At 41.2% G+C, this 27,000-nt stretch carries 17 protein-coding genes; all 17 read right to left on the bottom strand.

What is annotated here, in order from left to right:
* Positions 1–4: 4 nt before the first annotated feature.
* The 17 genes from DBR40_RS03345 to DBR40_RS03265 all read right to left on the bottom strand — a co-directional run bounded on the left by DBR40_RS03345 (position 5) and on the right by DBR40_RS03265 (position 26,985).
* Complete coding sequence (locus DBR40_RS03345) at positions 5–2,089, bottom strand: S9 family peptidase (RefSeq protein WP_124558391.1); 2,085 nt, start codon at positions 2,087–2,089, stop codon at positions 5–7.
* An 84-nt stretch (positions 2,090–2,173) separates the two neighbouring features.
* The gene (locus DBR40_RS03340; RefSeq protein WP_124558390.1) at positions 2,174–3,604 is read right to left on the bottom strand and encodes a SusD/RagB family nutrient-binding outer membrane lipoprotein; all 1,431 of its coding nucleotides are present in this window, start codon (positions 3,602–3,604) and stop codon (positions 2,174–2,176) included.
* A gap of 11 nt (positions 3,605–3,615) precedes the next feature.
* Positions 3,616–6,750: a SusC/RagA family TonB-linked outer membrane protein gene (locus DBR40_RS03335; RefSeq protein ID WP_233603788.1), complete on the bottom strand. Its 3,135-nt coding sequence runs from the start codon at positions 6,748–6,750 to the stop codon at positions 3,616–3,618.
* 319 nt (positions 6,751–7,069) lie between these two features.
* Positions 7,070–9,505 (bottom strand): outer membrane beta-barrel family protein, encoded by a 2,436-nt coding sequence (locus DBR40_RS03330; RefSeq protein WP_124558389.1) that lies wholly within the window; start codon positions 9,503–9,505, stop codon positions 7,070–7,072.
* Positions 9,506–9,739: 234 nt separating this feature from the next.
* Positions 9,740–10,978, bottom strand: coding sequence for an SAM-dependent methyltransferase (locus tag DBR40_RS03325; RefSeq protein WP_124558388.1), 1,239 nt, complete (start codon positions 10,976–10,978; stop codon positions 9,740–9,742).
* 25 nt (positions 10,979–11,003) lie between these two features.
* The gene (locus tag DBR40_RS03320) at positions 11,004–11,807 is read right to left on the bottom strand and encodes a DUF1365 domain-containing protein (RefSeq protein ID WP_124558387.1); all 804 of its coding nucleotides are present in this window, start codon (positions 11,805–11,807) and stop codon (positions 11,004–11,006) included.
* A gap of 349 nt (positions 11,808–12,156) precedes the next feature.
* Positions 12,157–13,404 (bottom strand): NAD(P)/FAD-dependent oxidoreductase, encoded by a 1,248-nt coding sequence (locus DBR40_RS03315; RefSeq protein WP_124558386.1) that lies wholly within the window; start codon positions 13,402–13,404, stop codon positions 12,157–12,159.
* Positions 13,405–13,527: 123 nt separating this feature from the next.
* Complete coding sequence (locus tag DBR40_RS03310) at positions 13,528–14,559, bottom strand: SAM-dependent methyltransferase (RefSeq protein ID WP_124558385.1); 1,032 nt, start codon at positions 14,557–14,559, stop codon at positions 13,528–13,530.
* A gap of 116 nt (positions 14,560–14,675) precedes the next feature.
* Positions 14,676–15,476 (bottom strand): DUF1295 domain-containing protein, encoded by an 801-nt coding sequence (locus tag DBR40_RS03305; protein ID WP_124558384.1) that lies wholly within the window; start codon positions 15,474–15,476, stop codon positions 14,676–14,678.
* 81 nt (positions 15,477–15,557) lie between these two features.
* Positions 15,558–15,893 carry a DUF1475 family protein gene (locus tag DBR40_RS03300; RefSeq protein ID WP_124558383.1) on the bottom strand — a complete coding sequence of 112 codons (336 nt, stop codon included), beginning with the start codon at positions 15,891–15,893 and terminating at the stop codon, positions 15,558–15,560.
* Positions 15,894–16,060: 167 nt separating this feature from the next.
* Positions 16,061–16,792 (bottom strand): acyl-CoA desaturase, encoded by a 732-nt coding sequence (locus DBR40_RS03295; RefSeq protein ID WP_124558382.1) that lies wholly within the window; start codon positions 16,790–16,792, stop codon positions 16,061–16,063.
* A gap of 128 nt (positions 16,793–16,920) precedes the next feature.
* Positions 16,921–17,418 (bottom strand): phosphoheptose isomerase, encoded by a 498-nt coding sequence (locus DBR40_RS03290; RefSeq protein WP_039475589.1) that lies wholly within the window; start codon positions 17,416–17,418, stop codon positions 16,921–16,923.
* A gap of 258 nt (positions 17,419–17,676) precedes the next feature.
* Positions 17,677–18,537 carry a polysaccharide lyase gene (locus DBR40_RS03285; protein WP_233603786.1) on the bottom strand — a complete coding sequence of 287 codons (861 nt, stop codon included), beginning with the start codon at positions 18,535–18,537 and terminating at the stop codon, positions 17,677–17,679.
* 274 nt (positions 18,538–18,811) lie between these two features.
* On the bottom strand, positions 18,812–19,834 hold the full coding sequence (locus tag DBR40_RS03280) for a LacI family DNA-binding transcriptional regulator (RefSeq protein ID WP_124558380.1): 1,023 nt from the start codon (positions 19,832–19,834) through the stop codon (positions 18,812–18,814).
* Between the two features lie 199 nt (positions 19,835–20,033).
* The gene (locus DBR40_RS03275; RefSeq protein ID WP_124558379.1) at positions 20,034–21,914 is read right to left on the bottom strand and encodes a RagB/SusD family nutrient uptake outer membrane protein; all 1,881 of its coding nucleotides are present in this window, start codon (positions 21,912–21,914) and stop codon (positions 20,034–20,036) included.
* Between the two features lie 11 nt (positions 21,915–21,925).
* Positions 21,926–25,063, bottom strand: a complete 3,138-nt coding sequence (locus tag DBR40_RS03270) for a SusC/RagA family TonB-linked outer membrane protein (protein WP_124558378.1) — start codon at positions 25,061–25,063, stop codon at positions 21,926–21,928.
* Between the two features lie 365 nt (positions 25,064–25,428).
* The gene (locus tag DBR40_RS03265; RefSeq protein ID WP_124558377.1) at positions 25,429–26,985 is read right to left on the bottom strand and encodes a RagB/SusD family nutrient uptake outer membrane protein; all 1,557 of its coding nucleotides are present in this window, start codon (positions 26,983–26,985) and stop codon (positions 25,429–25,431) included.
* Between the last annotated feature and the right edge of the window lie 15 nt (positions 26,986–27,000).

The following is a 27,000-nucleotide window of genomic DNA, read 5'->3' as shown; positions in this document are numbered from 1 at the left end:
GGGATTACTTTTTGTCCATCAATTTCCGTTTCAAAAACTTTGCGGTAGCCTCGCTTACTTTCAATCCGTTCGAAAATTTCATCCAGTGATGGGTATCATCCGGGATAACTAAAAATTCAAATTCAAAGTGCTTATCCTCAAAACGCCTGGCTAAATCTACACTCTGATTAAAGGCCACATTGCGGTCATCATCGGCATGAATAATAAGTGTTGGCGAGGTCCAGGTGTTAATGTAACTGACAGGCGAGGATGACAAAGCAATTTTAGCCGCAAGTGTAGCATCAGGTGCCGGCTCTTTACCTTCGGTAGCCTGACTGCTAAATCGGTTATTTACCCCATGAATATCTACACCTGCAGCAAACAGCTTCGAATCTTTTCCAAGTGCTAGTGCAGTTAGATAACCACCATAAGAACCTCCATAGATTCCTATTTGATCTTTATTAATACCGGGTTGCGCTGCCAGCCATTCGCCAGCTGCTTTAATATCCTGGTATTCTGATGCTCCTTGTGCCCCCGCACCCATTGGTTTATGAAAATCGAAACCATAACCAGTGCCTAAACGGTAATTTACAGCTAACACAGTAAAACCCAAATTAACCAGGTATTGATTTAAAGCATAATCTATGGAATAATAATCCATGGGGTTCCATCCTAAAAACATTTGTCTTTGCGGCCCACCATGCACATAAACAATTGCAGGCTGGTTTTTGATCATTTTCTTCGGCGAAAACAACTGCCCGTAAACCGTGTTACCGTCGGCTGCCTTAAAACGTACATGTTTGGGCACAACCATTTCCTTAATCGGAAAATCGGTGGGAATAAGCGACTCACCAATGAGCTTAATCACTTTTCCTCCAGCAATAACAGCTGGTAAAAGTGGCCGCTCTGCGGTAGCACTTAAGCAGAAAAAAGTAAGATTATCGCCCGATATTACCGGGTAGGCCTCAATCCCTTTCCCACTACTTAAAGGTTGCATATTTGCCTGATTTACTGAAACTTTGTAAACATGCCTTCTTTCCAGATCATCACCATCCTTACCTGTATTGGCAGCAAAAACCAATGTTTTTTTATCGCTACCCAGTTTTATATTTTCTACACCATAATTGCCCGGCGTGAGTAACAACCTACCCGAGCCATCGGGATTAATGGAATACAAATGTGGCCAGCCGTCCTCGTATGAAGTAAATACAATTTTATCCCGTGCCCATTGCAGATTGGCACCTCCATCAATTGATGGGTATGATGCCCTGATCGTTTCAGGAGCTTTCCAAATCTGCTTACCTTGCCCTGTTGAAACATTAACGGTGCAGATGGCCCAGGCCTGATGTTTACGGGATAAAATAGAATCTGTTTCACTACCTGAACCAGGTGTACGAATAAAGGCAATTTCTTTACCATCGGGCGACCAAACCGGCATGTTATCTTTAGCAAATGATGGCGATAACCACTGCACAGGTGTTTCATCATTGGTGTAAATTCCAACAAAAGCATGATCGGTACGGTTAGAAACAAAGGCAACTTTCTCCCCATCGGGCGACCACTTATATCCTCCGTTAATCCCTTTTGCATAAAACAGGTTTTTGGCAGGCATTAGTCCGTCAATTGGCGCAATTAGAACCTGACCGGCTTTGCTAAAAAGCACCTGTTTGCTGTTTGGTGAAATAAGTGGATTATCGCCTTCGCCAATGGTGATGATCTTTCCACCCGTAAAAGAGATAGCTAAAACCTGTATTTTTGGCGCAATTGCAGATGAGGCTGCATTAACCGGACCACCATCCCTTCCACCATGATCGCCACCACGCACAAAAACAATCCAGGTGCCATCTGGCGAAATAGACAAACTGGTTAACTCCTGCCCATCGTCTTCATTGTAACTGGTAATTTTTACCGCTTTGTAATCGGGAGCTGCCGCAGTATAGATATTTCTTTTCCCCTGTTCATTTGCCGCCCATGCTATTTTTGTCCCTGTGGGCGCGGCTACCAACTGGCTCGGAAAAGGATAAGACAAAACAGATTTCAGGCTAAACGACTGTGCAAATATTTTTGAGGTAGAAAGGAGCATAAACAGGATAAGCAGCGATTTTTTCATTCCTTGGGATTTTGAGATAAATTATGAAAAAAGGCCTTAACCATCAGATGATTAAGGCCTAAAGCTTAATTTTTTATAAGAATGTTACTGATCCCACCACAATTTGGTAGTGCGTGGTACATCAGTAGGCACATTGGCACCATTTTTACTTCTTTCACCCTGGGTATAATCCAGCCGGCGGATAAATGTAGGAAGTGCATTATTGGCCGGCAGACCAAAATCTTTATACTTATAATCGAAACGGCGTGCATCGTTCCAAGCTTCCGGATTTAAATAGGTAACAATGTACTTTTCTTTAAAAATAAGGTCTTTGGTTAAAGCCGCAGCACCAACTGCCACAAGCGGATCTGCCAGATAAGTATCTCTGTTGGTTGTTGAAACCGTAAGTTTATCCATATTGGCACTAATACCTGCTAGGTAAGCTGCGTAAGATTTTATCTTGTCGCTATCGAAATAAGCTTCGGCCTCAATAAATTTCAACTCAGCATAGGTTACAATAAATAAAGGGGCTGTATCACTGGTCCAGGGAGAATTTCTCGAAATATAACATTCATCTTTAGTGGTGTTGGCACCAGGCAAGCGGTTACCGGCACCATTTACCGTTCCAATGTAGATATTATTGATCGTTTTGTCGGTAATTTTTTCGATTCGGGGATCGAAAACAGTGAAAGTTTTGCCATTCAATGCATCGATAAATTGTTCGGATAACCAGCCTCCTAACGATTGCTGTGAATTGGATAGTGCCACATTTGCCCATGGGTTACGTTCTTTAAAAGTAGCCATACTTGCATCATCAGCATTGGCGGCAAAAGAATTGCTAAGTGCGGCCAACACTGCTGTAGGGTTGTAAGCACTGGTTTTACTCACCTTATTCAATAATCTGGCTTTTAAAGCATAAGCCATTTTTAACCAGTTTGCCCTTTCTGCAGTTGTTTTTCCATAAATCAAATCGCTGTTTGGCGCCAGTTTAATAGTCGAATTGGTTTTGGCAAGCTCTACAATGGCTTCATCTAAAAGTGCCATAGCCTGATTGTAAACATCCTGCTGTTTATCATATTTGGGCGTAAGGTTATCGATGTTAAAAGCCTGCGAAAACGGTGCATCTCCCCAAAGGTCATTTACCAAAGTTAAGTTGTAGGCAATAATCACATCGGCTACACCTTTATACTCGCTGGAACCCTGGCTAATGGCCAGCTTTTTCATTTCATTAGCATCGGCCATGGCGAAGTAAAGGGCATCCCAGGTGGCACTAAAATCAATTGCCTGATAGGTATCGCCAGCACCGTTAGCCGTGGGGTTGGCTGTATATTGCACGTAAGGGGCAACAATACTTCCAATAAAGTAATTGTTGTTTCCAATTTTATAGGTCGATGTAGCCAACAACGCATTGAGCGTTGGCACAGGAACCTGGTTCGGATTGTCTGACAGTTTATCAAAATAGCTGTCTTTACAGCTTTGCAAGCCTAGTGTTGCAATTAAAACTGAGCACAATGTATATTTTATAATCTTTTGCATCGTAATACTATTTAAAAACCAACATTAAGGGTAAACATTATAGTGCGGGCAGATGGATAGGTAAACCCTGCAGAACCATCGTTGTTGCTACCGGCATCAAAAGAGCTCGACTCGGGATCTACACCGTAATATTTGGTCCATAACCATAAATTATTTCCGGTAACCGAAAGTGAAGCATTTTTGATTGATTTTGCCGGCAACCAGTTTTGCGGTACGTTGTAGGTTAAACTCGCCGAACGCAAACGTACCCATGATGCATCACTTACAAATGGTTCAGAAACGTTGCGGTAATAAATACGGTAGTAACCCTCGCCATAATCTACCCCATCAGGGCCAAACCGTTGTCCCATGTACACTGGTTTGGTATTGGGCTGGCCATTGGCCAATACGCCGTCAAACACCTTTGTAGTCCTTCTGTCGGCAGTATAATCTGGCAAGCCAAAAGCCGAATAAAAATCTTCCAGCCAGTTGTATTTTTCGAATCCTAAACGGGCATCGAACAATACATTTAAACTAAAATCTTTATACCTGAATGTATTGCCCAGTCCAACAATATAGTTAGGCTGCGAGTTACCCAATAGCTTTTGTTTGCCACCAGAAATACTTGGAAATCCATTGGCACTGATCAGCAGCGGAAGGTTTTTATCAAGTACAATCGGATCTTCGGCTTGACCTCCGTAATAACGGTTAAAATAACTGCCATAAATATTACCATAAGGTTGCCCTTGGATAAGTTTCATGGTTACTCCGGCATTTCCATAGCCCCTTGCGGCACCATATACAATTTCGGTTATTCCGTTTGGCATAGTCAGCACCTTATTTCTATTTGCTGATAGGTTCAGGTTCACATCCCATCTAAAATCTTTTGATACAATAGGTTTACCGTTTATAACCAGCTCTACCCCTCTGTTTCTGATATCGCCTGCATTAATAGATTTGGTTACATAACCTACAGCAGAAGAAATCTGTGTTTGGATAATCTGATCCTGACTCAAAGAATAATAATAGGTAAAATCGAAACCTAAACGGTTTTTAAAGAACGACATCTCTAAACCAGCCTCGTAAGTATTGGTAAATTCGGGGCGAAGGTTGGCATTACCCAGGTTAGAGGCAATGGTTAACCCACCTGTACCGGTTGGCAACGATATATAAGGTGTGTATCCGGTAAAAGTAGAATATTCGGATGCATCTTTACCAATCCGGGCATAAGATAAGCGCAACTTAGCCTGGCTTATAACTGCAGGCAGTTTAAATTGATCTGAAAATACATAACTTAAACTCGCAGAAGGATAGAAAAACGACCTGCTTGCTTTAGGCAAGGTAGAGGTAATATCGTTTCGTCCGGTTAGGGTTAAGAAAAGGTAATTTTTATAATCAAAAGTAGCTTCACCAAAATAACCAACCAATCGTTTTTGTTTCAAGGTTTGTGTTGGGGTAAGCACACCTGCATTGGCCAGGTTAAAGAAATCGTAAACCCCAAGGATACTTCCTAAAGTACCGATTTCTTTTGATTTACGATCGTAAAGCTCTTGTCCCAGCCTTAAAGTTCCGGTAATGTCATCAGTTAATTTAGAAGTAAAGGTAGCTACAAACGTACTGTTAATGGTTCTGAACTTGGTATTGAACTCTCCATAAAAGCCCTGTGCATTATCGTACATTGCCTCTGTAGCATACATAGGGCCACGGGCCGTGCGCACGCGGTTATCGGTATATGTATCAAAACCTAAACGGTAAGAAAAATTAAGCCATTTTACGGGATCGTAACTTAAGCTTGCCCCGCCGATAAAGCGGTTTACATCGCCTTTAAACCTGTTGTTGGCAGTACCCCATATCGGATTATTTGTACCAATGTATTTTTGCGAACCATCCGCATTCTGGAAATCTGAAACATCGTAACGTGGCGACCAGTAAGCCAAACTTTCTCCAAAACGGTCAGCACTGTAAGTATAGCCACCCGAATTGGTAAAATTCATATTTACCGATGCTTTAAATTTAGGACTGATGATAAAATCAGTATTTAACCTTCCTGAAAAATTCTTGTTATCGGTATTGGGCATCATCCCTTTTTGGTACAATTGCGAAACTGACGAGAAAAACTTTACTACATCACCACCGCCGGCAACCGAAACCGAGTTTTTTATCTGCTGGCCGGTTCCAAATGCACGATCATAGTTGTTAAATAACTGATCAGGATGTGTTGGATCGATCAGTTTTGCTTCGGCAATGGTTGGTCCCCAGGCTGGCCCAATACCTCCAGGAGGGTTGGTATAAACCCCTAAAACTCCCTGGGTGTATTCAGTTTGAACATCAGGACTTTTCAAAACTTCATCAAACCCATAACTACTGTTCAGGTTAACACTAACCCCGTTTTGTTTACCTCTTTTAGTTGTAATTACCACTACGCCATTTGCACCTCTTAAGCCATAAAGGGCAGTAGCTGCACCACCTTTTAAAATATTAATGGTTTCAATATCTTCGGGGTTAATATCCGAAGCCCTGTTGGTTACTCCCCTTGCGCCAAAGGCAGTTCCATCGGGATTAGCACCAACGGTTGAGGTCGAATTATCAATCTGCACACCATCAATCACATATAAGGGATCGCCAGAAATATTTGGATCGATAGAGTTTACCCCCCTGATTCTGATATTTGCACCCTGGCCAGGACCACCTCCTGTACTGGAAATAGTTGCGCCGGCAATTTTACCCTGCAAAGCATTAAGCAGGTTGGGCTGATGGTTATAGTTCAGGTCACTTCCGCCAACTGATTGCGCCGCATAACCTAAAGATTTGGCCTGACGAGTAATACCTAGTGCGGTAGAAATGGTTACTTCCTGTAGTTCTTGTGCATCGGGCATCAGGTTAGCATTTACAGTGGTTTTATTGCCAACCGTAATTTCCTGTGTTTTATACCCGATTAAACTTATAACGAGTATAGAACTGGAAGAAGGCGCTTTAATGGTAAAACTACCATCGCTATCGCTCGATGTTCCTGCATTTGTTCCTTTAATTTTTATACTTACGCCAGGTAATGGCCCACCATCATCAGACGAGGTTATTTTTCCCGTAATTGTCTTTACCTGTGCCATTGAGGATAGGCCCACCAGTAAAATACAAAGAAAAAAAATTAAGGTAAAGGTTTTTCTCATATCTCAGTTATTTAGGTTAATAATGTTAGCATATGCAATATAAGCTTTTAGCATAAAAGAACACGCATAAAACACGACGTAACAGCCTGCATTTCAAGCAAATTTTTACACAATCGCAGCGCATCCCGCAAAAGCACGCAGAAAAAAATAGTAAAACCGCAAAAACTAGCTTAACAATGGATGATCCAATGAAAGCACTGTTTATTGCACTTAAAATGGATGATTTATAAGGATTTATTTACCTGAAAACCCTACCTAAACAAAAAAATCCTTTCTGAAGTGATTCAGAAAGGATTTGAATATATGTAGATTGGGTATTTTATTGCTGAACGCCACCACCCATTCCGCCGCCACCTTGTTGTTGGTCTTGCTTAATATCATCGTTTTTGATCTTTTTCTTTTCAGTAAATTTAAGCTTACCGAATGAATAGCTAAAGTTTACGCCAAACGAACGCAACGGGTAGTAAATATTTTGGCTTTGGTTAATGGTTACCGCATTCATGATAGAATTATTTACCGTTTGAATGTGAAGATCTTTTGTAAATGGATTTAAAGTATTTACACCAATTGATCCCTTTTTATTCAGGATATCTTTTTTAAATGAAGCACCATAAAAAATCATCGCATCTGTTTTACCCTGATAGGTTCTTCTTGGCGAATTTACAACACCAAATAATTCGAAATTGTAACCCTTACCAAATCCGTAAGCAGAGCGGGCAAACAGATTATAGTTTAAAAATGTTCCGGTGCTAAAGTTATTAGTGGTATTATTTACCTCGTAGGTGTTTAATCCAATATTACTCATTAAGGTCCATTTAGGTTTAGGATTGTAGGAACCGAATAAATTGAAGCCGTAAGTCTGGCTGTTACCAACATTAATAAAGGTTGTTAATGGCGTACCAGCACTATTTGTAGCTAAGGAGCTCTCAATTACGCCACCTGTTCGGCGGTAAAATACAGATGCATTAATCACTGATCCCTTAATATAAGTACTGTAACCTAGCTCTAAGTTATCGCTCAACTCGGGGCTTAGGTAAGGATTTCCCTGTTGCAGATTAATTGGATTACTATCGTTAAGGAAAGGATTTAAGTAATTCTGACCTGGTCTTTGCAAACGGCGATTGTAACTTAATTTTAAGGTTGCATTTCCCTTTAAGGTTTCAGATAAAATTGCACTTGGGAACAAGTTCAGATAATCGTTTTTTTGAATACCGTTAGCCTGGGTGTTGAAGCTAATTGATGTATATTCCGCCCTTAATCCGCCTTTAAATTTCAACTTTTTAGTCAGATTGAAACTCATTACACCGTAAGCTGCGGCAACGTCCTGACTGTAATCAAAATCCTGGGCCGATACATCGAACTGACTCTTAATGGTTCGGAAAATCCCTTTGGCACCAACTTCTAAAATTGAAGATTTGGTAAACGGATAGGTATAATCGCTTTGAATAGTATACTCATTGTTTTTACTGGTATTGCTTCTTTCAACAAGGTTTCCTGTTGTGGCGCCTGCAGGGATAAAAGTGTTGCTAAAGTTTTGTGGGGTTCTTCCTGTAGATAACTGGCCTGAAATTGAAAATTCCTCTCCTTCTTTTTTAGTTGTTTTTTTGTAATCGACATTCCAATCCATGTTTCTGAAAGTCATGTCCATATCACTGATATTTGTTAGCTCAACACCGTTTGTAATGAACGATGATTTGCCAGGGCCACCATTAGAAAAGCTATTAAATTTTACATTTGAGCTGATGTTATTGTAGGCATTAAAATCATAATCTACCCCTAAACTTCCGTTTAAACCTTCCCTGCTCCATTTCGAATAACCATCTTGCATAACATTGTTTACAATAACATTATCAACCCGTGTAATATTGGATATAACAACACGAGAATTTTGAGCATAGGCAAAGTTTCCACCCAGGGCGGTATTTACACTCAATCGACCAGTTTTAGCAGTTAAGTTAAATGCACCATTATTTTGGCGGGTACCTGCCGAAGCATTAACGGTTCCACTCACACCTTGTGCATTTGATTTTTTGGTAATGATGTTGATGATACCACCTGATCCTTCCGCATCGTATTTAGCCGATGGACTGGTAATTACCTCCACGCTTTTAATCTGCTCGGCAGGGATCATCTTTAACGCATCAGCAACGCTGCTGGCCATGGTACCAGATGGTTTACCATTAATTAATACACGAACGGCCCCACCACGAAGCTGCACATTGCCATTAATATCTACCGAAAGCATGGGTACTTTACGCATTACATCTGTTGCATCGCCACCGGCGTTAGTACCATCTGCTTCTGCATTGTACACCATCCTATCTATTTTATTTTCGATAACCGCTTTGGTACCTTGTACCTGAACATCAGCCAAAGCATTCTCTGTAGAAGAAATATAAATGGTACCGATATTGTTATCGGGTTTGGCAGGCGTAGTAGTAACCAATATCGTTTTGGTTTTGTAGCCCATAAAACCAATCATCAATTTATAAGCATCGGGTGATACGTTTTGCAGGGTTAATTTCCCTTTCTCATCGGTAACACCACCGTTAACCGATTTATTGTCTTTTGCGTTAATTAACGATACAGTTGCGTAATCAATAGGTTTTTTAGTTAATGAGTCTAATATAACGGCGGTGATACGACCGGTAACAGTTGTTTTTTTTGCTCCCCCACCAAAGCCACCAGCAGGAAACTGGGCATGCACTTTAAAAAATAGTCCAAGGGTGAGGGTTAATAGTAGCAGTTTTTTCATGTTAGGAGTTAGTCTTTTGTAATTAGTCTGTGCAAATTGCATATTGTTACAATTTTACGCCATACTTTTTACGTGAGTAGTTTAATTTGGTCGGCAAAGATCGTTCTTTTATCGGTAAAAATAAAACTACTGATTAAGATAAACACCTAAGTAGGAAGAGACTGTATATAATGCAAAAAATGGATGATAGAAATCATTTCCCATCATCCATTTTATTTTAAGTAAAGGCTTTACTTATCTTCCAGTATTATTTGGTCTTGAGTACACCATCTGCATTACATTGATATTGCGCATGGCAAAGGCAGCTTCGCAATAGTTTAAATAATAATTCCATTTGCGGATAAAAGTTTCGCCGAAACCAAGGGTCTTAACCTTATCGAGGTTTTTATTAAATTCTATAAACCATAAGTGAAGTGTACGCGCGTAATCCAACCCCATGTCTTTTAAATCAACAAGTGTCAAATCACCGGTTTCGTTTATTGCTTTATTCATAGCTGCAACCGATGGCAAAAGAGAACCCGGAAATATATGTTTCTGTATCCAGTCTACCCCGGTGCGCAATTTATCATAGCGGCTATCGGGCGAGGTAATTACCTGAAAAGCGAAAATACCATCGGGTTTTAAAAGTTCCTGGCATTTTTCAAAATAGGCTTCCAGGTATTGGTGTCCAACAGCTTCGAGCATTTCAATCGATACAATCTTATCAAAAGTTCCGGTAATTTTGCGGTAATCTTGAATAATAACCGACACTCTATCTTCGAGTTTTTCGGCATAAACCCGCTCCTGGGCCAATTTCTGCTGTTCTTTAGAAATGGTAACCGAGGTAACTTTGCAGCCATATTTTTTGGCCAGAAAGATGGCGTTCCCACCCCAGCCGCTGCCAATTTCCAAAACATGATCAGTAGCTTTAATTTTCAGTTGTTTGGCCAACCTATCGTACTTGGCATATTGCGATTCTTCTAAAGTGGTATTTTCATTAAGAAAATAACCGCTCGAGTAAGTCATGGTCTTATCTAAAAATGTAGCAAAGAAATCGTTGTTCAAATCGTAATGTTCCGAAATATTTTTCCGGGATCCGGCCAATGTGTTTGCCCGCTTTACGTGGTAAATTTTGTTTACCCATTTCAGCAGACCCAAAGCAAACGATTTAACCTTACTTCCAGTAATCGAAGGTGCATTTTCGATATTGAGGATAACCCATTTAATAACATTGGTAATGTTTGTGGTATCCCAAAGTCCATCGGTGTAGGCCTCACCAAAACCAATATCGCCATAAAGTGCTATCGATTTAAAAAAATCGGGATGGTTAACCTGGATATTGGCCTCAATTTTATGTTCTCCATTGCCAAAAACCAAAATTTCTCCATTTGGCATCGAAAGTTCCAGTTTCCCTAAAGTCATTTTAGAAAGTGCATTTAGCACCACTTTTTCGAAAAACCCGGTTGATGTTCTGGTAGCGACAAGCGTATTCATAATCTATATCTTTAAATCTGTTTGTTTAAGGTTTATATGGCTTATATACGTTACGTTGCAGCTGAGGGTTTTTGGCTTTAGGATGAAAAGGTATCTTTTTTAACCAAAGCTTCAGTGCCTGCCAATGAATCATGCCCATAACCTGCAGCGGAATTAATGGTATCGCAAAGAAATACTTTAACATACTCCGGTTTGTTAACAACTTCCTTTCGCCTTTTAAAGTGCTGATAAAAAAACGGTTACCTGCCTTATCCAGATCATCAATTTCAATATCGAGTTTATCAGCAGGTACCTTCAGTTTAAAATCGAAAACATTGTCATGATCGATAAATGGCGATACATAAAAATATTTTGTTGTTATTTTTTTAAAGGTATCGCCATGCAATTCGTCTTTCCCGAAGAAAAACAGCTTCATTTCGCGGTAAGTATTGCTGATTTCTGCCACACAACACACCGGATTATCCAATTGATCAAAACAATAATAAAATGAAACCGGGTTGAAATTATAGCCCAAAACATTGAGGTTGGTGAGCAGCTTTATTTTAAGTCCGCTACCATCTACCCCATTTTCCAATAAATAATCTACTAAATGCTGGCGGGTATTTTTCGTTTTATCAGGATTTTCCTTAGGCAGCTGCAGGTGCTCACTATCGCGAAAGGAAAAGAGATTAAACTTGTTGTAGCTAAACCAGCGTAATTTCTGAGCAAGCAAATCCAGCTCATCCAGATCGATGTAAAACATATAAATGTTGTACCAAAAAGAATGTTTTTTGGGTGCCAAGCGATGATGCATCACTTTGGCAGTGAATATACTGGAGGTAAATCCCATTGTTACTACAATTTACAAAATTTTATCGTTGTTAACCATTCTACTCACCCGTCATTTCGAGGATTAATTTATTGGATAAAAATCAATATTAGTGACAGCCCTTCGGGGTCGTCATTTCGAGCGCAGTGCAACGGAGTCGAGAAATCTGTCTCTATAGATTTCTCCATTCCGCCACCGGTGAAAAACCGGCCGGCTCCAGTCGAAATGACAATTCTTCTAGCGCGTTTGTCAATGGTACCGGAGTGCAACGCAGCCCAGAAATCTAAATAGCCGACTCTCGCCGACTGCAACGGGCAGGCCTTTCACTACGTTTCGATCCGATAGCTACCGGATCGAAACAACAATCGTTTTAGAGAAGATTCCTGCACAAATCCACCGCACTCTTATAAGCATCTTCGTGGAAACCATATTTAAAATAGCTGCCACAGTAATAAACAGGTCCGCTTTCATTTAGTTTGTGAAGCGATTCTTGCGCCTGCATAGCCGGTACATCGAACAGCGGGTGGTGATAATCAATCTCTTTGATAACCTTTTCCGGGTTTAATGTTTCGGTTGGATTAATGGAAACAAAGTAATCCTGCTTTTTAGAAACGCCCTGCAAACTGTTCATCCAGTAAATGGTGCTTGGCAATAATTTATCGCCCTGTTTTTCTACCCGGTAATTCCAGCTGCTCCAGGCTAGTTTTGCTTTAGGCATCTGTGCTTCATCAGTATGTACAACGGCCTTATTTAACTGGTATTTGAATTTCGAAATTAATGCTGTTTCTAAGTCGGTTTTATCCTTTACAATTTCGAAAGTCTGATCGGCATGGCTAGCCATAATCACCTTATCGTATTCAAATTTTTCTCCCTTAGCTGTTTCTACTTCAACCCTGCCATTTTCCTGCCGTTTTACCGCAACAATTTTGGTGTTGGTTTTAATCCGCTCACGAAAAGGCGCTATGAGTTTTTCGCGATAAGCCTGACTCCCGTTTTGCAAGGTATACCACTGATGCTGGGTATTTAAGCCTAAAAACCCATGGTTTTTAAAGAAACGGATAAGCGTTACGGCCGGAAAATCCAAAATCTGTTCCATCGGGGCACTCCAAACAGCCGCACTCATGGGGATAAGGTATTGCCAGAGCATCTCATCGCTATAACCAAACTCCTTAAAGAATTTACCGATCGAATAATCCTGATATTCGGGTTTATCCAGAATTTCTACACTTTCTTTGTTGAAACGGTTAATCTGCATCAACATTTTTAAATAAGGAATATTGAACAGGTTTTTACGCTGCGCAAACAAGTGGTTTAAACTTGAACCACTATATTCTAACTTTTTTGGCAGAAACTGAACGCTGAAAGACATATCTGTTTTGATAACAGGTGCGTCAATTTCGCCGAATAGCTCAGTGAGGTTTGGGTAGGTTTGGTAATTAAAAACCATAAAACCACTGTCGAGATAAATGGGCCGGCCATCTTCTTCGAGTGTAATCGTATTGGTATGGCCACCAATATAATCCAGTTCCTCAAACAGGGTGATATTATATTGATGTTGCAGTTTATGGGCGCAACCCATTCCTGCTATTCCGGAGCCTATAATGGCGAGTGTTTTCATGAGGCAGTAAATATGTAAGATGGAAAATGGATGATGTAAGGTGAATCATGGATGATGGACAATGTAAGATGGATCATGGCGTATCGCTGTCTCTATTATCCACCTCACATTTTACCGCTTACTTCACCCGTTTTTTTCGAACAAATAATGGCACACCATCCATTCGTTTCCTTTATTGTAATTAAAAAGTTCGGCGCACGACATGTAAAACAAGCGCCAGTACACCCACCACTTTACAGCCTGGTCTTTACCATACGTATTTTCGAAGATGGGCATAATTTCTTTTTTGTGCTTGTCCATATTGCTTAACCAGGCTTCGGATGTTTTACCGTAATTGGTTCCGTTTACCACCCAATGTTTATCAATCTTTAAATCATCGTTGAAATAAAAAAACAGGTGGTTCGACGGCATAATGCCACCGGTAAAAAAGTATTTGCTCATCCAGTCGGTTTCATCAATTACTTCAAATTTGTAAGCCAGTGTTTTGTGAGTAAATATGTGTACAAAGAGCTTTCCATCAGGTTTTAGAAGAGAAGCCACTTTGTTGAGCAAAAATTTGTAGTTACGCATGTGCTCAAACATTTCTACAGAAACAACACGGTCAAATGTATCGGCAATGGTAAAGGTATTCATGTCAGCCGTTAAAACAGTCAGGTTATCAATACCCCGTTCTTTTGCAGTTTTATCGATAAAAACCTTTTGTGTAGCAGAATTAGATACTACCGTAAAAGTGCTTCTAGGAAACTTAGCCGCCATATAAAGCGAAAGTGAGCCCCAGCCGCAGCCCAGCTCCAGCACATTCTGGCCATCTTGCAAACCGGCTCTTTTACAGGTTAAAGCCAGCATATCATCTTCAGAGGTATCAATATCTTTCACCCCAGGTTTCCAGTAACCGCTGCTGTATTTTAGGTTTTTGCCCAAACAATACTGAAAAAACTCAGTAGGCAATTCGTAATGCTGCTCGTTCGCATCGGCGGTATTTACAGCAATTGGCGATTGCTTTAATTCGGCAACCAGGTCCATAAATTTTTCCTGCTGTAATTCTTCATCACCCAGGGTTTCATCATCCAGGCGTTGTTTGCATAATTTTCTGATACCGATACGCAAGGCTGCATCCGGAAGTTTATCGTTTTCTAAAAGTTTATCGTACCACATATAAATGGAATAATGTAAGATGGTTGATGTAATATGGAAAATGGTAGATGTACGATTTAAAGTGGATGATGGATTTGCAGACCGTAAGGTCCATCATCCATTTTACGTTTTCCATCTCACCTCTTTTTTCTCCACGGAAAAAAGGCACTCGTTGTTTCCTGATACTTTTTATAAGCTGCTGGTTTGCTGCGCAGGTTTTGTTCTTCATTATTTGGCACACCTGTAACCCGGGTTAATAAATATAAAATAATGGCCGGACTAATAATGGCCAGTACGCCCCAGGGCGATGCGAGGGCAAAAACAAAATAAGCGAGCCAGATTACCCATTCGAAAAAATAATTGGGATGGCGGCTATAATGCCATAAGCCAGTATTGCATACCTGCCCTTTGTTTTTGGGATCCTTTTTAAATTCGGCCAGCTGCCTATCGGCAATCATTTCTCCAAAAAAAGCAATAACCCATATCCCTGCGCCAAGGTATTCTAAAATAGAAATGGTTTGTGAGGGGTTTGCAGTAACAATAAAGAATGGTATGGCTAAAATAACATTGGAAATAGCCTGAAACTGAAAAAACACAAAAAAATTGCGGTCGGCTTTATCACCCCATTCCTTACGCAGCTGCTGGTACCGCCCTTCTTCTTCGTTTAAATGACCAATAACACGTTGCCACAGGTGAACACCCAGCCGCAGCTCAGCCAAAAGGAACATACCACAGATTAAAATTTTGCGCGGTTCAAAACCATCGGATAAAAAGAAAGTAATAATGGTAATTACCGGGAAATTTAATGCCCAAAACACATCAACAACACCTGCATTTCTGATCTTTTTTGCCCATAGCCAAACCAAAGCCATAATCAGGCAACACGAAATAAGCGATATGAAGGCAATAAATAATAGATGTCCTGTTTGGAACGGCATAAGGTTTCGATAAAAATTTAAGGCTAAATCAGCTTGCTTTAAAAATAAACTACTTTTAAGGCAAGCTCTATACCTTAAATCCTACGCCTCACGCCTTAAAAGTAATTCTTTAACACCTTCGCCGGGTTTTAGTTTAAACAAATACACTAAAACATAGGCTAAAGTTGCTATACTACCTAAACATACGAACAAAATGGCAATAGAGATTTTAAGAATAATGCTTTTTTCTTTGTAAAACATCCACAGGGTGATAATGAAAATGTTAGCATAAAAATCCCATAGGGTGGCGCGCATCCAGGGGATACTGCCTAAAAAATCCCACTGCTCAAACAGGTTACTTTCCAGCGAAGTGGTTATAACTTTATAGCACATGAAGGCCAATAGAATGGAAAAGACTATTTTGAGGAAGCTGATCATAAATTGCGGGTTTGTTTTTACCTTACAACAATATACGGTAATGCCCACAATAAAGATTTGATCTTAAACTTTAGCCCGGACAGATTTCTCCGCTACGGTCGAAATGACGATCTACTTATAGGAAAATCTGCTTACAGCTTTGGTCTTTTAACTTTAGTCTTTTAGACTTAATGTATTTTCCGGATTTTAATAATACGCATCCAGTGCAAAACCTTCATTACCGGATAAGTTGGATCAAATTCCCACCATTTAGTAGCAAAGTTTGGGCTATTCGGTTTCTTGTGGTGATTGTTCTGAAAAAGCTCGCCCATTAAAAGGAAATCCCATGGCAACGAGTTTTTACTGTGATCTTCGTTATCGTGGTTTGAGTAACCGTATTTATGCCCGCACCAGTTTACAATAGCACCGTGTAGTGGCCCCATTAGAAAGTGAATTGGCAATAACAGGAACATCCACCAGTGGTTGGCAAAAGCCACGTAAAAGCCAATATAAAATAAACCGCAACCAATTCTCCAAAACCACGAATCACCAATGCGGTCAACCAACGGCCACTCCGGGTAATTACCCTGAAAAGCAGGTTCTGGCTGTATTTTAAAATGCAGGTAATTCATGTACATATTCTTTGTGGCAATCATCATCCCGAAAACATCCTTAAAAAAATGTGGCGAATGCGGATCTTTCTCGGTATCGCTATAGGCATGGTGCATCCGGTGAAGAATGGCATAAGCCCGTGGATTTAAAAATGATGAGCCTTGCGAGATTAATAGCACCAAATAGAAAAACCTTTCCCAAAAAAGCTCCATTTTAAACATTTTATGTGATGAATAACGGTGCAGGAAAAAGGTTTGGCTGAATAGTGATAAAAACCAGTGGCAAAGAAAAAATATAAGGATAATCATGTAAGGTGTGTATACTTTATAAACGAAGTTTGAGGGCGTTTAGTTTTGGAGCAGAAAGATAGACAACTGGTACGCTCGAATAAATAAGCCGTATCAACCATTACCTGATTGATACGGCTTAGCAAATTTTATCTACCGAAATCGTCCTGAACGCGAACAATATCGCTTTCATCTGATGGGTTTGCAGCATCGGTATGTTGCCAGATTTCTGCAACTACACCCCAATCTTCTAAACCGATTAAACGGTGGCGTTCGCCTTGCTGTAATTTAATCTGATCTTTTGGTCCGTATTGTTTTACTTCACCTTCCTCGTCAGTCTGGCTGGTTTTAATACCAACAGTACCGGTTACTACTTGCCAAATTTCGGCTCTGCGGTGGTGGTATTGCCACGAAAGACGTGTGTTTGGTGCAACAATTAAAATTTTCGGGCTTAATTTACCACCAATTTTAAGGTCTTCTACATTTAATCCATCAAAATAGGTATCGGCAAATTGTTGTGCCTGCGCTTCGTCTATTACAAAGAAACCACCCCAAGGGCGGGTTTCATCGCGGTTTACTACATTAAAACCTTCAATTTTTAAACGTTGTGCTACACTTTCGAATATTTCTTTTTTATCGTTTGTCATCGGTAAAATATTTGTTTTCTAATGATTATCGAGATTCACCAGCATGGATAACTTGCCAATGTTGTTTTTTTATAATTTGCGCAAAAATAAGCCTAATAAATTAAAAAAGGACTATCGCGCTTTTTATTTTTTAGAAAGCACAAAAATCATACACTTCTATGGTAATTAAAACATAGCTGATAACCTTCAAACAAAAGAAAAAGCCTCATGGAATAAGGTAAAAATTCCATGAGGCTTCAATATAAAAACTGGGCAGTACTATTGGATTTTATTCACTACAAGATCGTCAAAATAGATGTAACTGGTTTGGCTCGAGCCCCAAACTGCAACATCTTTACCTCCCCTGAAATTGTGAAAAGATAGTCTGTTGATTAAACGTTGTGCGTCGTTGGTGGTCCAGCGGATAGATTGATCGAGTACGGTGGTACCGTTAATAATTACCTGTACCCAGCCATTTTTAGTTGATCCGGTATTGCTTTTTGCATATAAATGAACAGTGTAAGTATCGCCTTTAACCAAGCTACCTGTAGCCGGGTAAGATTTACCAAAAGTATCGCCACAAGGGCCAGCCATATCCCTATGATACACGTAAGGCTGAAAGAACACACGACTACCGGTATTGTACCACATTAAACGTAAACTTCCGCCGTTACCATCGCTGGCAATGTCGCAACCGGTATTGCCTTCACCAATCAGAAAGCCAAAACCTACTTTACCGCCTCTACTCCAATCGAACTGGCTGTGGAAACGTACTTTAAAAGTAGCCTCGTAAGCCGAACCATCCGAAATATCGGCTCCGGCAATTAATCCGTTAGAAACCGAATTTGGTGCCAATGTTGCACGTGCCCAGTTACCCGAAATATAGGCCATGTCTTCGTTCCAGCCGGTTAAATTTGCGCTGCCAAAATCGGCGCTTGCTTCGCTGTAAGAATAAGCCCCATCGGCATGGGTAAAACTGGTATTGATGTTACTTGGGTAGGCTTCGGTTACAGCACCTGATTTCGGAGCTGGATCGGCAAGTGCCTTATTTTCTTCGTTAGATGTGGCTGCATTTTTTTTACACCCGAATATTGCCGAAAATATAAGCAACAGACAGGCAATAAAATGTTTTGAATTCATTTTCTGACTCATGTTAGTTTTAGTTAAGATTTAAATTTGGTTAGTTTTTTTTGATCATAACCCGCTATCCTAGATAGCTTGTTATCGATTGGGAGGAAACTGGTTTCTGTTTTTGGTTAGTAATTATCTATTACACTAACTTAACCATAAAAGTAAACCCAAACAGACGATGCCCGCAGCAAAAACACAAAAACGCAATTGATTTATTGTTACAACGATTGAAATTATCACACCACAACAGTTAAACCTAAGTAACCAATTATCTAACACAACCTTAGCTTATTGCATGCACCTTAAGGTTGCAGTTTACAATTACCTTTTTGTAGGCATTCGTTTCAATCTCACCACTAATAAGTTTAACCACCAAACTTACTGCCTGCTCTCCCAGTAACTCTGGGTTTTCTTCAATAGAAGCAATTGGCGATGAACTGAGATAGGCAATAATAGGATCGTTCCCGAAGCCAATACATTCGAGCGATTGATAAGCCGGGTGATCAACTGATTTTAAGAACCTAAGCGTATCGAAAAGCAGCTTTTCTTTAAAAGCTACCAGGGCTGTAGGACTGCTATCATAATCGCTAAACAGTTTTTTAATGGCCAGTAAATTGTTTTCCTCATCAAAATCGGTATAGGCTACGTGTGCTGCATTAAACGAAATATTATTGTCTTTAAGCGCATTGATGTAACCCGAAAAGCGATCGTGACTAAAATTAACCATTTTGGGTCCGCCCAGATAAGCTACTTTTTGATGCCCCCGGTTAATGAGGTATTCGGTAGCCATATAGCAACCCTGATGGGTATTGCTCAACACTTTGTGGCAATTGAGGTTAAAGCTTGGGTTGCGGGTATAATAAACTACAGGAATGCCAATTTTTTCGAACTGATCGAGGTGTGTAAAATCTGATGTTTGTTTCGAAATGGCCACAATTAATCCATCTACTCGCGAGCCTAAAAGAGCCGCAGCGGCCATTACTTCCATTTCGTAATTATCGTGCGATTGGCTGATGATAATGTTATAGCCATGTGTGGTAGCCAGCTGCTCCATTCCGTAAATACTCCGCGTAAAAAAATGATCGGAAAGGTTAGGCAAAATAATCCCGATAATCCGCGATTTGCGGTCCCTTAGCCTTAAAGCCGAAACATCGGGCGTAAAATTTAGCCTGGCAGCCAGTTCTTTTACCCTTTGCTTGGTACTTTCCTTAATCCGCGGATAATCTTTTAAAGATTTTGAAACGGTTGATATAGACAATTTTAATTCTTTGGCAATCAGTTTTAAGGTAACCGGTTTATTTTCCATAGGTGGCGGATGTTTACTAACCCTGTATTTTGTTGAGTGGGAAATGATGGGTATTTTAAAGTGAAAAATGGCCAGAGCAGTGAGCTACCACCCTGGCACATCATTAAATCAACAACTTTTTATACCGGGACAATTTATTCTTTCAATGGGCACGGGGTTTTAAAATTCCCCGTGCTTAAATTTACGTCAGAAGCGCTTTTTATTGAATTTTATCAAGAGCAGGCACATTGTTTTCGTAGCCGCTATATCCTTTGTTCTGATTAATCCGGCCTTCGGTATTGAAACGCTGCGCCGCTGCCGGAACGGGCCAAAGCACATGGTAAGGCGATATTTTAAAGTTTACGCCCAATACCGTTGGTACTTTGTTGCGGTAAAAATCATTCTTTTCGATAATCCTGTCGTAAAAGAAATTATTATCGGAGAAAGATGCCATGTTGTAGGTTTTGCCGTTATAGGCCGGCTTACCGGTAGTGGCAAAAATATAGGCAATACGGGTAAGTTCGGTTTTGCGGGGCTCTTCGTAAAATAGCTCACGCGCCCTTTCATCCAGTATGGTGCCGATCGTAATGGCCGAGGCATCGGTAAGCAATGCTGCATTGGCCCTGGAGCGTACCTGATTTAAATCGGCCATAGCCAAAGCTAAATTTCCTTTCCAGTAATAGGCTTCGGCACGCAGCAAATAGGTTTCGGCCAGGCGAAAGATGTACCAATCGGTATTGGTTCCTCTCGGCGGCGACCAGTATTTATCAGCTGCCAATGCATTGGTAGAATTGATAAAGGTCTTATAATGTGGCCAGCCAAAGAAATGGCGAATGGTATCTAAACCTTTATTTAAAAACATATTATTTACGTTAGCAGACGATACATCAACCAGAGGTTTGCCGTACAACGCCCTTTCGGCAACGTTGCTTGCGGTTTTAATGGCCGGGTTGTTATATACCAGATCAGTCATGTTCATCCACATACCCGGGGCATGGCGGTAGTCGGTATTATCTGTCCAGATATTTTTAGTACTGTAAGCCGTACCACGGTAACGCCCAATCCCCCTGCCATACATTAAGGTTAAAGGAATTTCTACATTTATACCATCAACAATGGCCTGCGTAGTACCCGATGGGGTTCTTAAGTTTGCAAAATGCCATGCCGGTACACAGTTACGCATTACCTGCGAACCTAAATCGGTAGCGCCGGCCAGTGTTTCACGATCGATGGTTAAGAAAAGGGCCTCGCGGTTTGCAGCAATGGCTTTATTGTCCATCCTGTGCAAATCCCAAACTACATTTTTGCTCGCATCGCCGGCAGTGCTGCCAAAACGGTTGCGCATTAAGCTGTAGGTACCACCATTAATTAAGTTGTTTGCTGAGGTAATGGCCGCATCAAAATCGCCCAATGCCAAATTAACCTTGGTAAGCAAATGGCTGCAGGCACCTTTGGTTACCTCGCCACGGTCTACATTGTCTTTCACCCATTTCTCGGCAAACAATAAATCTTCCTGCATCTTTTTCAAGATCACCTCGCGTTTTGTCGAATAATAATCTAATTTGGGCGTGGTAATATCTTTTAAATTCAAAGGCACATCGCCAAATTGGTGTACCAAACGGTAGTAATAATAAGCACGATAAAAATAGGCCGCTCCTAAAATGGCATTTCTCTCGGCCTCATCTTTAAAGGTTACGTTATCGATATAGGTAATAACGGTATTGGCCATGCGTACTCCCCTGAAACCTTCAGTCCAGTAAAACCCTATCCGGTTAAAATCCGGATTATCCAGATTGGCATCGGGCGTTACCCGTGTGTCCATATCCTGTGCCTGTGTGGTTTTATCGGTTGTACCGTCTACCGCAACTTCCGAAAATATAGATTCGGTAACAATAGGCGCCATATCGCCTGTAAACTCTCTTCTTACATTAGCCCCAATACCGGCAAGTGCGGCTTTCATGGCGGCTACACTGGTTAAAGCGGTTTGCGGTTCGAGCTGCGATAGTAATTCGGAATCTAAATCCGATTTTTTACAACCATTTACGGTTAGCAGCATCGCGAAAGCTACAAATGGAACTATTTTTTTATATATGCTATTCATGTGCTTCATTTTTAAAAGGTAACATTCAATCCGAAGGTGTAGACTCTTGGTGTTGGAACAGGGTTTCCGTTATTATCAGCCGTTTGCGGATCCCACTGGTTCCAGTTTGGTGCATACACTCCGGCATTGCTTACGTTGGCATAAATTTTAGCGCTCTGCACTTTAAATTTGCTCAGCAAATCTTTGGGTACACCATAGGCTAGTGCGATGGTGTTTAACCTGATGTAAGAACTTTTACGGTAAGCATTAAAGGTTACCCCACTTAGGCCAGAGTTTAAGCGCGCATAATCGTTTATGGGGTTAGATGGTGTCCAGTAAGGGATGATGTAAGAGCTCGAACGGCCAAAACCTACACTACCCGGCTGGTTCTTGGCGTAAATATCGCTCCTTTGTTGCCCCCAGCTTGATACGAGCTGAAATGAGAAATCGAAGTTTTTGAAGATATTAAAATCGTTGCGCATCGACCAGTTAAAACGCGGACTGCGGTAGCCAATAAACTGTTTATCCAGATCGTTGTACACGTAATTGCCATCCACATCCTCCAGTTTAAAATCGCCTGGTTTAATGCCCTTATTAAATTTGTTTGCTTCGGCTACTTCGTTCTCCTGCCACACGCCTAAAATTTTATACTCCCAGATCACGTCGATATCTTTACCAATAAACCATCCGTTTCCAGGATCATCGTTCGGGGTGGCCAAAGCCACAATTTTATTGCGGTTAAGCGAGAAATTTACCGAAGTATTCCAGGTAATGTTGCCCCCGGTAATGTTACGGCTATTTAAACTAAGTTCGATCCCTCTATTGTTTACCCTACCCAAATTGGCAATTACATTGGCGTAGCCCGAAACAGATGACAGCGACTGACCAATCAACAGATCTGAAGTTTTTTTATCGTAAAGCTCCAACGAGCCGTTAATGCGGTTATTCAAGAAGCCGAAATCCAGACCAAGGTTCAGCGATTTTGTTTTCTCCCATTCCAGATTCGGGTTACCCAGCCGCGAGCTGTTTACCACTGTATTTACCTCGCCAGGTGTACCACTACTGTTAACCGATTGATACTTACCTCCACTTAGCGTCTGAATAGAAACATAAGGATCGATTACGTTGTTCGCATCCCTGATTTCGCGGTTTCCGTTAATACCGTATGATAAACGAAGTTTTAAAAAGTCGAGCCACTTCACCTCTTTCAAAAAGCTCTCCTCACTCAGTGTCCAGGCCAGGGCAGCAGCCGGAAAATTAGCCCGTTTTTTCGAAGCACCGAAAGCCGAGTAACCATCGCGGCGAACCGATCCGGTAAAAGCATAACGCCCCTTATACGAATAATTTAACCTGGCCAGCAAAGCATCGCCTGTGTATACTTTATCATCGCTGCTTACGGTTGGTTTATTACCGCTTTGCAGGTTGTGGAAACCCAGCACATCTGTTGGTGCAAAGCCCTCGTTACCGGCTATGGTGTACCAGGTCGAATATTTCTCGCCGTTTACCAGTAAAGTCACATCTACATTGTGATCTTTTGCAAAGGTTTTATTCCACTTAATCAGGTTATCCAGCTGCCAGTTGTAGCGGGTTTCCTGTGCACGTTGTGCCGAACCACCCGGAATGGTAACATTTGGGTTTTTAGAAGACTGGTGGTTAAAAGTACGGTACTGATCTAAGCCCGGACTAAAATTAACCTGATAGCTGATACCGAAAGGCAATTGTACTTTGGCATAAAGGCTTCCGAATAAAGTGCTCTGTTTCTGCAACCTCGAATTGTAAGTCTGATCGAGAAAAGGATTCCGGGCATTCAACCCGTTATCATCGGTCGGGATTCTACGCAAAGAACCATCTGCATTGTAAAAATCGCCATAGGGAGATAAATCCGGCAGTTGCGAAAACTGCGCTTCGATTGCCCCTTCATCGCGGTCGGCAAATTGCATGTTCATACCCAGGGTTAAGAATTTAGCTGCTTTCCCTTCTAAATTAAGCCTGGTACGGAAGGTACTGAAACCTCCACCAGCAATAATGCTTTCATTTTTGAGGTAGCCTAACGACATGTAATAATTTATTTCTTCTTTTCTGCCGCTAAGGCTTAAAGTGTGGTCCTGGCGCTGGCCGGTAACCAAAAGCATATCATACCAATCAATAGTTTTTGCGGCCAGATAATTAGCTTTCTCGTTGGCCAGAAGGCCGAGACGGCTTAACCACAAATCAGTCGGGTTGGTAGTGGTTTGCCCGTTTAGCCACTGGGTAAGGGTTACGCCCTCCGGCAAATTATTGGGGTCGCTGTAAATATAGGCCGGATTTACGCTTCCACTTCGTTGTACATCGGCACGCCAGTTCAAAAAACCAGGTCCATCGTACACAGGCTGATCTTTTGCCAGCGTAGCCATTCCAAAATTGGTATTTACCGTAATGGTTGGCGAGCTATTTTTCCCCTTTTTGGTGGTAATGGCCACAACACCTGTAGCCGCTTTTGCACCATAAACCGCCAGCGAGCTGGCATCTTTAAGTACATCTACTGATTCGATATCGTTCGGGTTAATATCAGAAAGCTGACCAATAAAAATAACCCCATCCAAAACAATTAAAGGTGTAGTGGTACCGGTAAGGGTGGTTTTTCCACGTACCAATAAATCGCCACCACCCTTTGCACTGTTATTAAACCCAACAGTTAAACCGGGTATGTTACCCCTGAGAATATCGGTAACACTGTTGGGATTTTCATTTTCGAGCTGGGTTGCCTTGATGCTCGAAACGGCACCCGTTACATCTTTTTTCTGTGCAGTACCATAACCAATTACCACCACATCGGTAAGGCCTTGTGAGGCATCTTCGAGGGTAATATTGATGTTGGTACGCCCATTAAGCGGAATTTCCTGCGAGGTAAAACCCACAAAAGTAAATACCAGGGTTTGATTGCCCTCGGGGGCTTTTATGCTGTATTTACCTGCTCCATCGGTAAGTGTGCCTACCTGCGTATTTTTTATCCGCACGCTAACTCCCGGTAAGGTTAGGCCTTTATTATCTTTAACAATCCCTGTTATCGTTGTTTGTGCAAAAGCACTAAAGCTTCCGCATAGCAAAAGGAGCGAAATGGCTAAAATTTTTGCGGTACACAGGCGCTTGAGATACAGCAGCACTGCGCTTTTGTTGTAAATTTTACTCATAAGTTTATTTTAGTTAATTGATATTAAGGACGATTAGATTGGTTGGGAACAGGCCCGCTTAGCCGTAAAAAAACGACTGATTCCTGAATACAGGCACAAAACTTAGCGATTTAGCGTAGATCATCTGGTTAGACTTATTTAATCACTAATATAAAAGGCTGAAAGAGCTGAAATAAAAAGCGAAAACCGGAATAAGCATAAAATAGCCCTTAATTTCAATTTCCAACGATGTAATAAATTTCACCTTTTTGAAAAGGGCAGGATAATCATCAGGTTAAATGGCTTATCAGCCCCCACTACATTTCAACAAAAAAGGGCGCCCAAAAAATTTGGGACACCCTCATCTAACAAACCAAAGTATTTTGTTAATAGCCCGTATTCTGTGTAAGGTTCGGGTTATTTCTGATTTCGGAAGTAGGTATTGGAAAAAGCAGGTTTTTAGTCTGCAAAGCCTGGTTTACACTTTTATTAACGTGACCAACAAAGTTATCGAAGCCATTGGTGCTTTCGTTATAAACTTTGCGCAGGCGAAGCATATCAAACCAGAGAATGCCTTCATAACACAGTTCGTGCCAGCGTTCTCTCCAAACGGCTTCTTCAAACTGTACCTGGCTAAGGCCGGCAAGATCGCCCAGCTGGGCTCTTTTTCTGATGGCATTTAATGCTGTATAGGCAGCAGTATTGGCTGTACCATCGGCCCTGTTTTGTGCTTCGGCATAAATTAACAGCGTTTCGGCATAACGAATCTGCGGAATGTTCAAATCACTACGACTGGTACCTTCTGTACCCAACGTACCATTTGCAATAATATCGAAGTGTTTAAAAATATAAGGCTTGCCACGGTTAATTAATGGCATTTTAAAACCATCGGTATAGTAATCGGTAAAGAAATAACCTTCCCTGTTTTTCGCCCTCAAATCGCCTGCCTCATAGGATGCATAAAAATCACCCGTTGGAATAGAAGTCCCAATCCCGTCGATTTTAGAAACCAGTGGCTGGTGCAATGGGAGGTATGAAGACTGCAGCGGATTACCTGCACCTGCGGCATCGTTATACTGAATACCAAATAAATGTTCTAGTTTATTATCGTTTTTAGCATCGTGCAACGCAGCATAAGTAGGAAACAAACCTAGTATGGTTGGGTTAGCAGTCGAATAATCGATTACTTCTTTAGCCTTATCGGCAGCCAGTTTATAATAGGCAGTTCCTTTGTTAAGCGGTTGCCCTGCCATAGTGAGGTACACTTTTGCCAGTTCGGTTTTAATGGCAGCGGTTGATACCCTTCCGCTAGCATCTGTAAAGGGCAGGCCTGCGGCCTCGGCCAAAACAAGGTCATCAACAATTTGCTTGTAAACCTGTTCCTGAGGCGTTCTTGAAGGAGCAAAATTAGGATCATTAGGACTGGAAATCGGCTTAAGGATTAACGGAACATCGCCCCACAAGCGTACCAAGTAAAAATAAGCCCAGGCCCTAACAAAGGCCGCTTCGCCTAAAATCCTTTTTTTCTGTGCATTATCCATCGGATTAATACCTGGTACCTTATCCAATACCAGATTAGCCTGTGCAATTACTTTGTAAAAACCGTTCCAGTTCTGGTTAATGTGCAGGTTTGTACCGTCATAAATCAACGAGTAAAGATTGTTTAAATCTGAATTCTGTGCAGTTTCGGTCGATTGTATGCCGGTTGGCGCATCGAGCATCTGCCAGTTGTTAGAGAAAATGCCTGCACCACCTCCAATAAACCTGATTTCTGAATAAACAGCTGCAATGCCTGCCTCAGCATGCTCGGGCAGCGTATAAAAGCTACTTGGCGAAAGATTGGTCGGATCGGTTTCATCTAAAAATTTCTTACACCCAACAGTACCCACCAACGCTCCGCTCAGCAACAAAAGGGCAGCGATGTTTTTTATATTTAATTTCATTTTGATATCCTTTCT

This window comes from Pedobacter sp. KBW01 (assembly GCF_003852395.1).
Taxonomy (GTDB): Bacteria; Bacteroidota; Bacteroidia; order Sphingobacteriales; family Sphingobacteriaceae; genus Pedobacter.
This window is presented reverse-complemented; position numbering and strand designations above follow the sequence as displayed.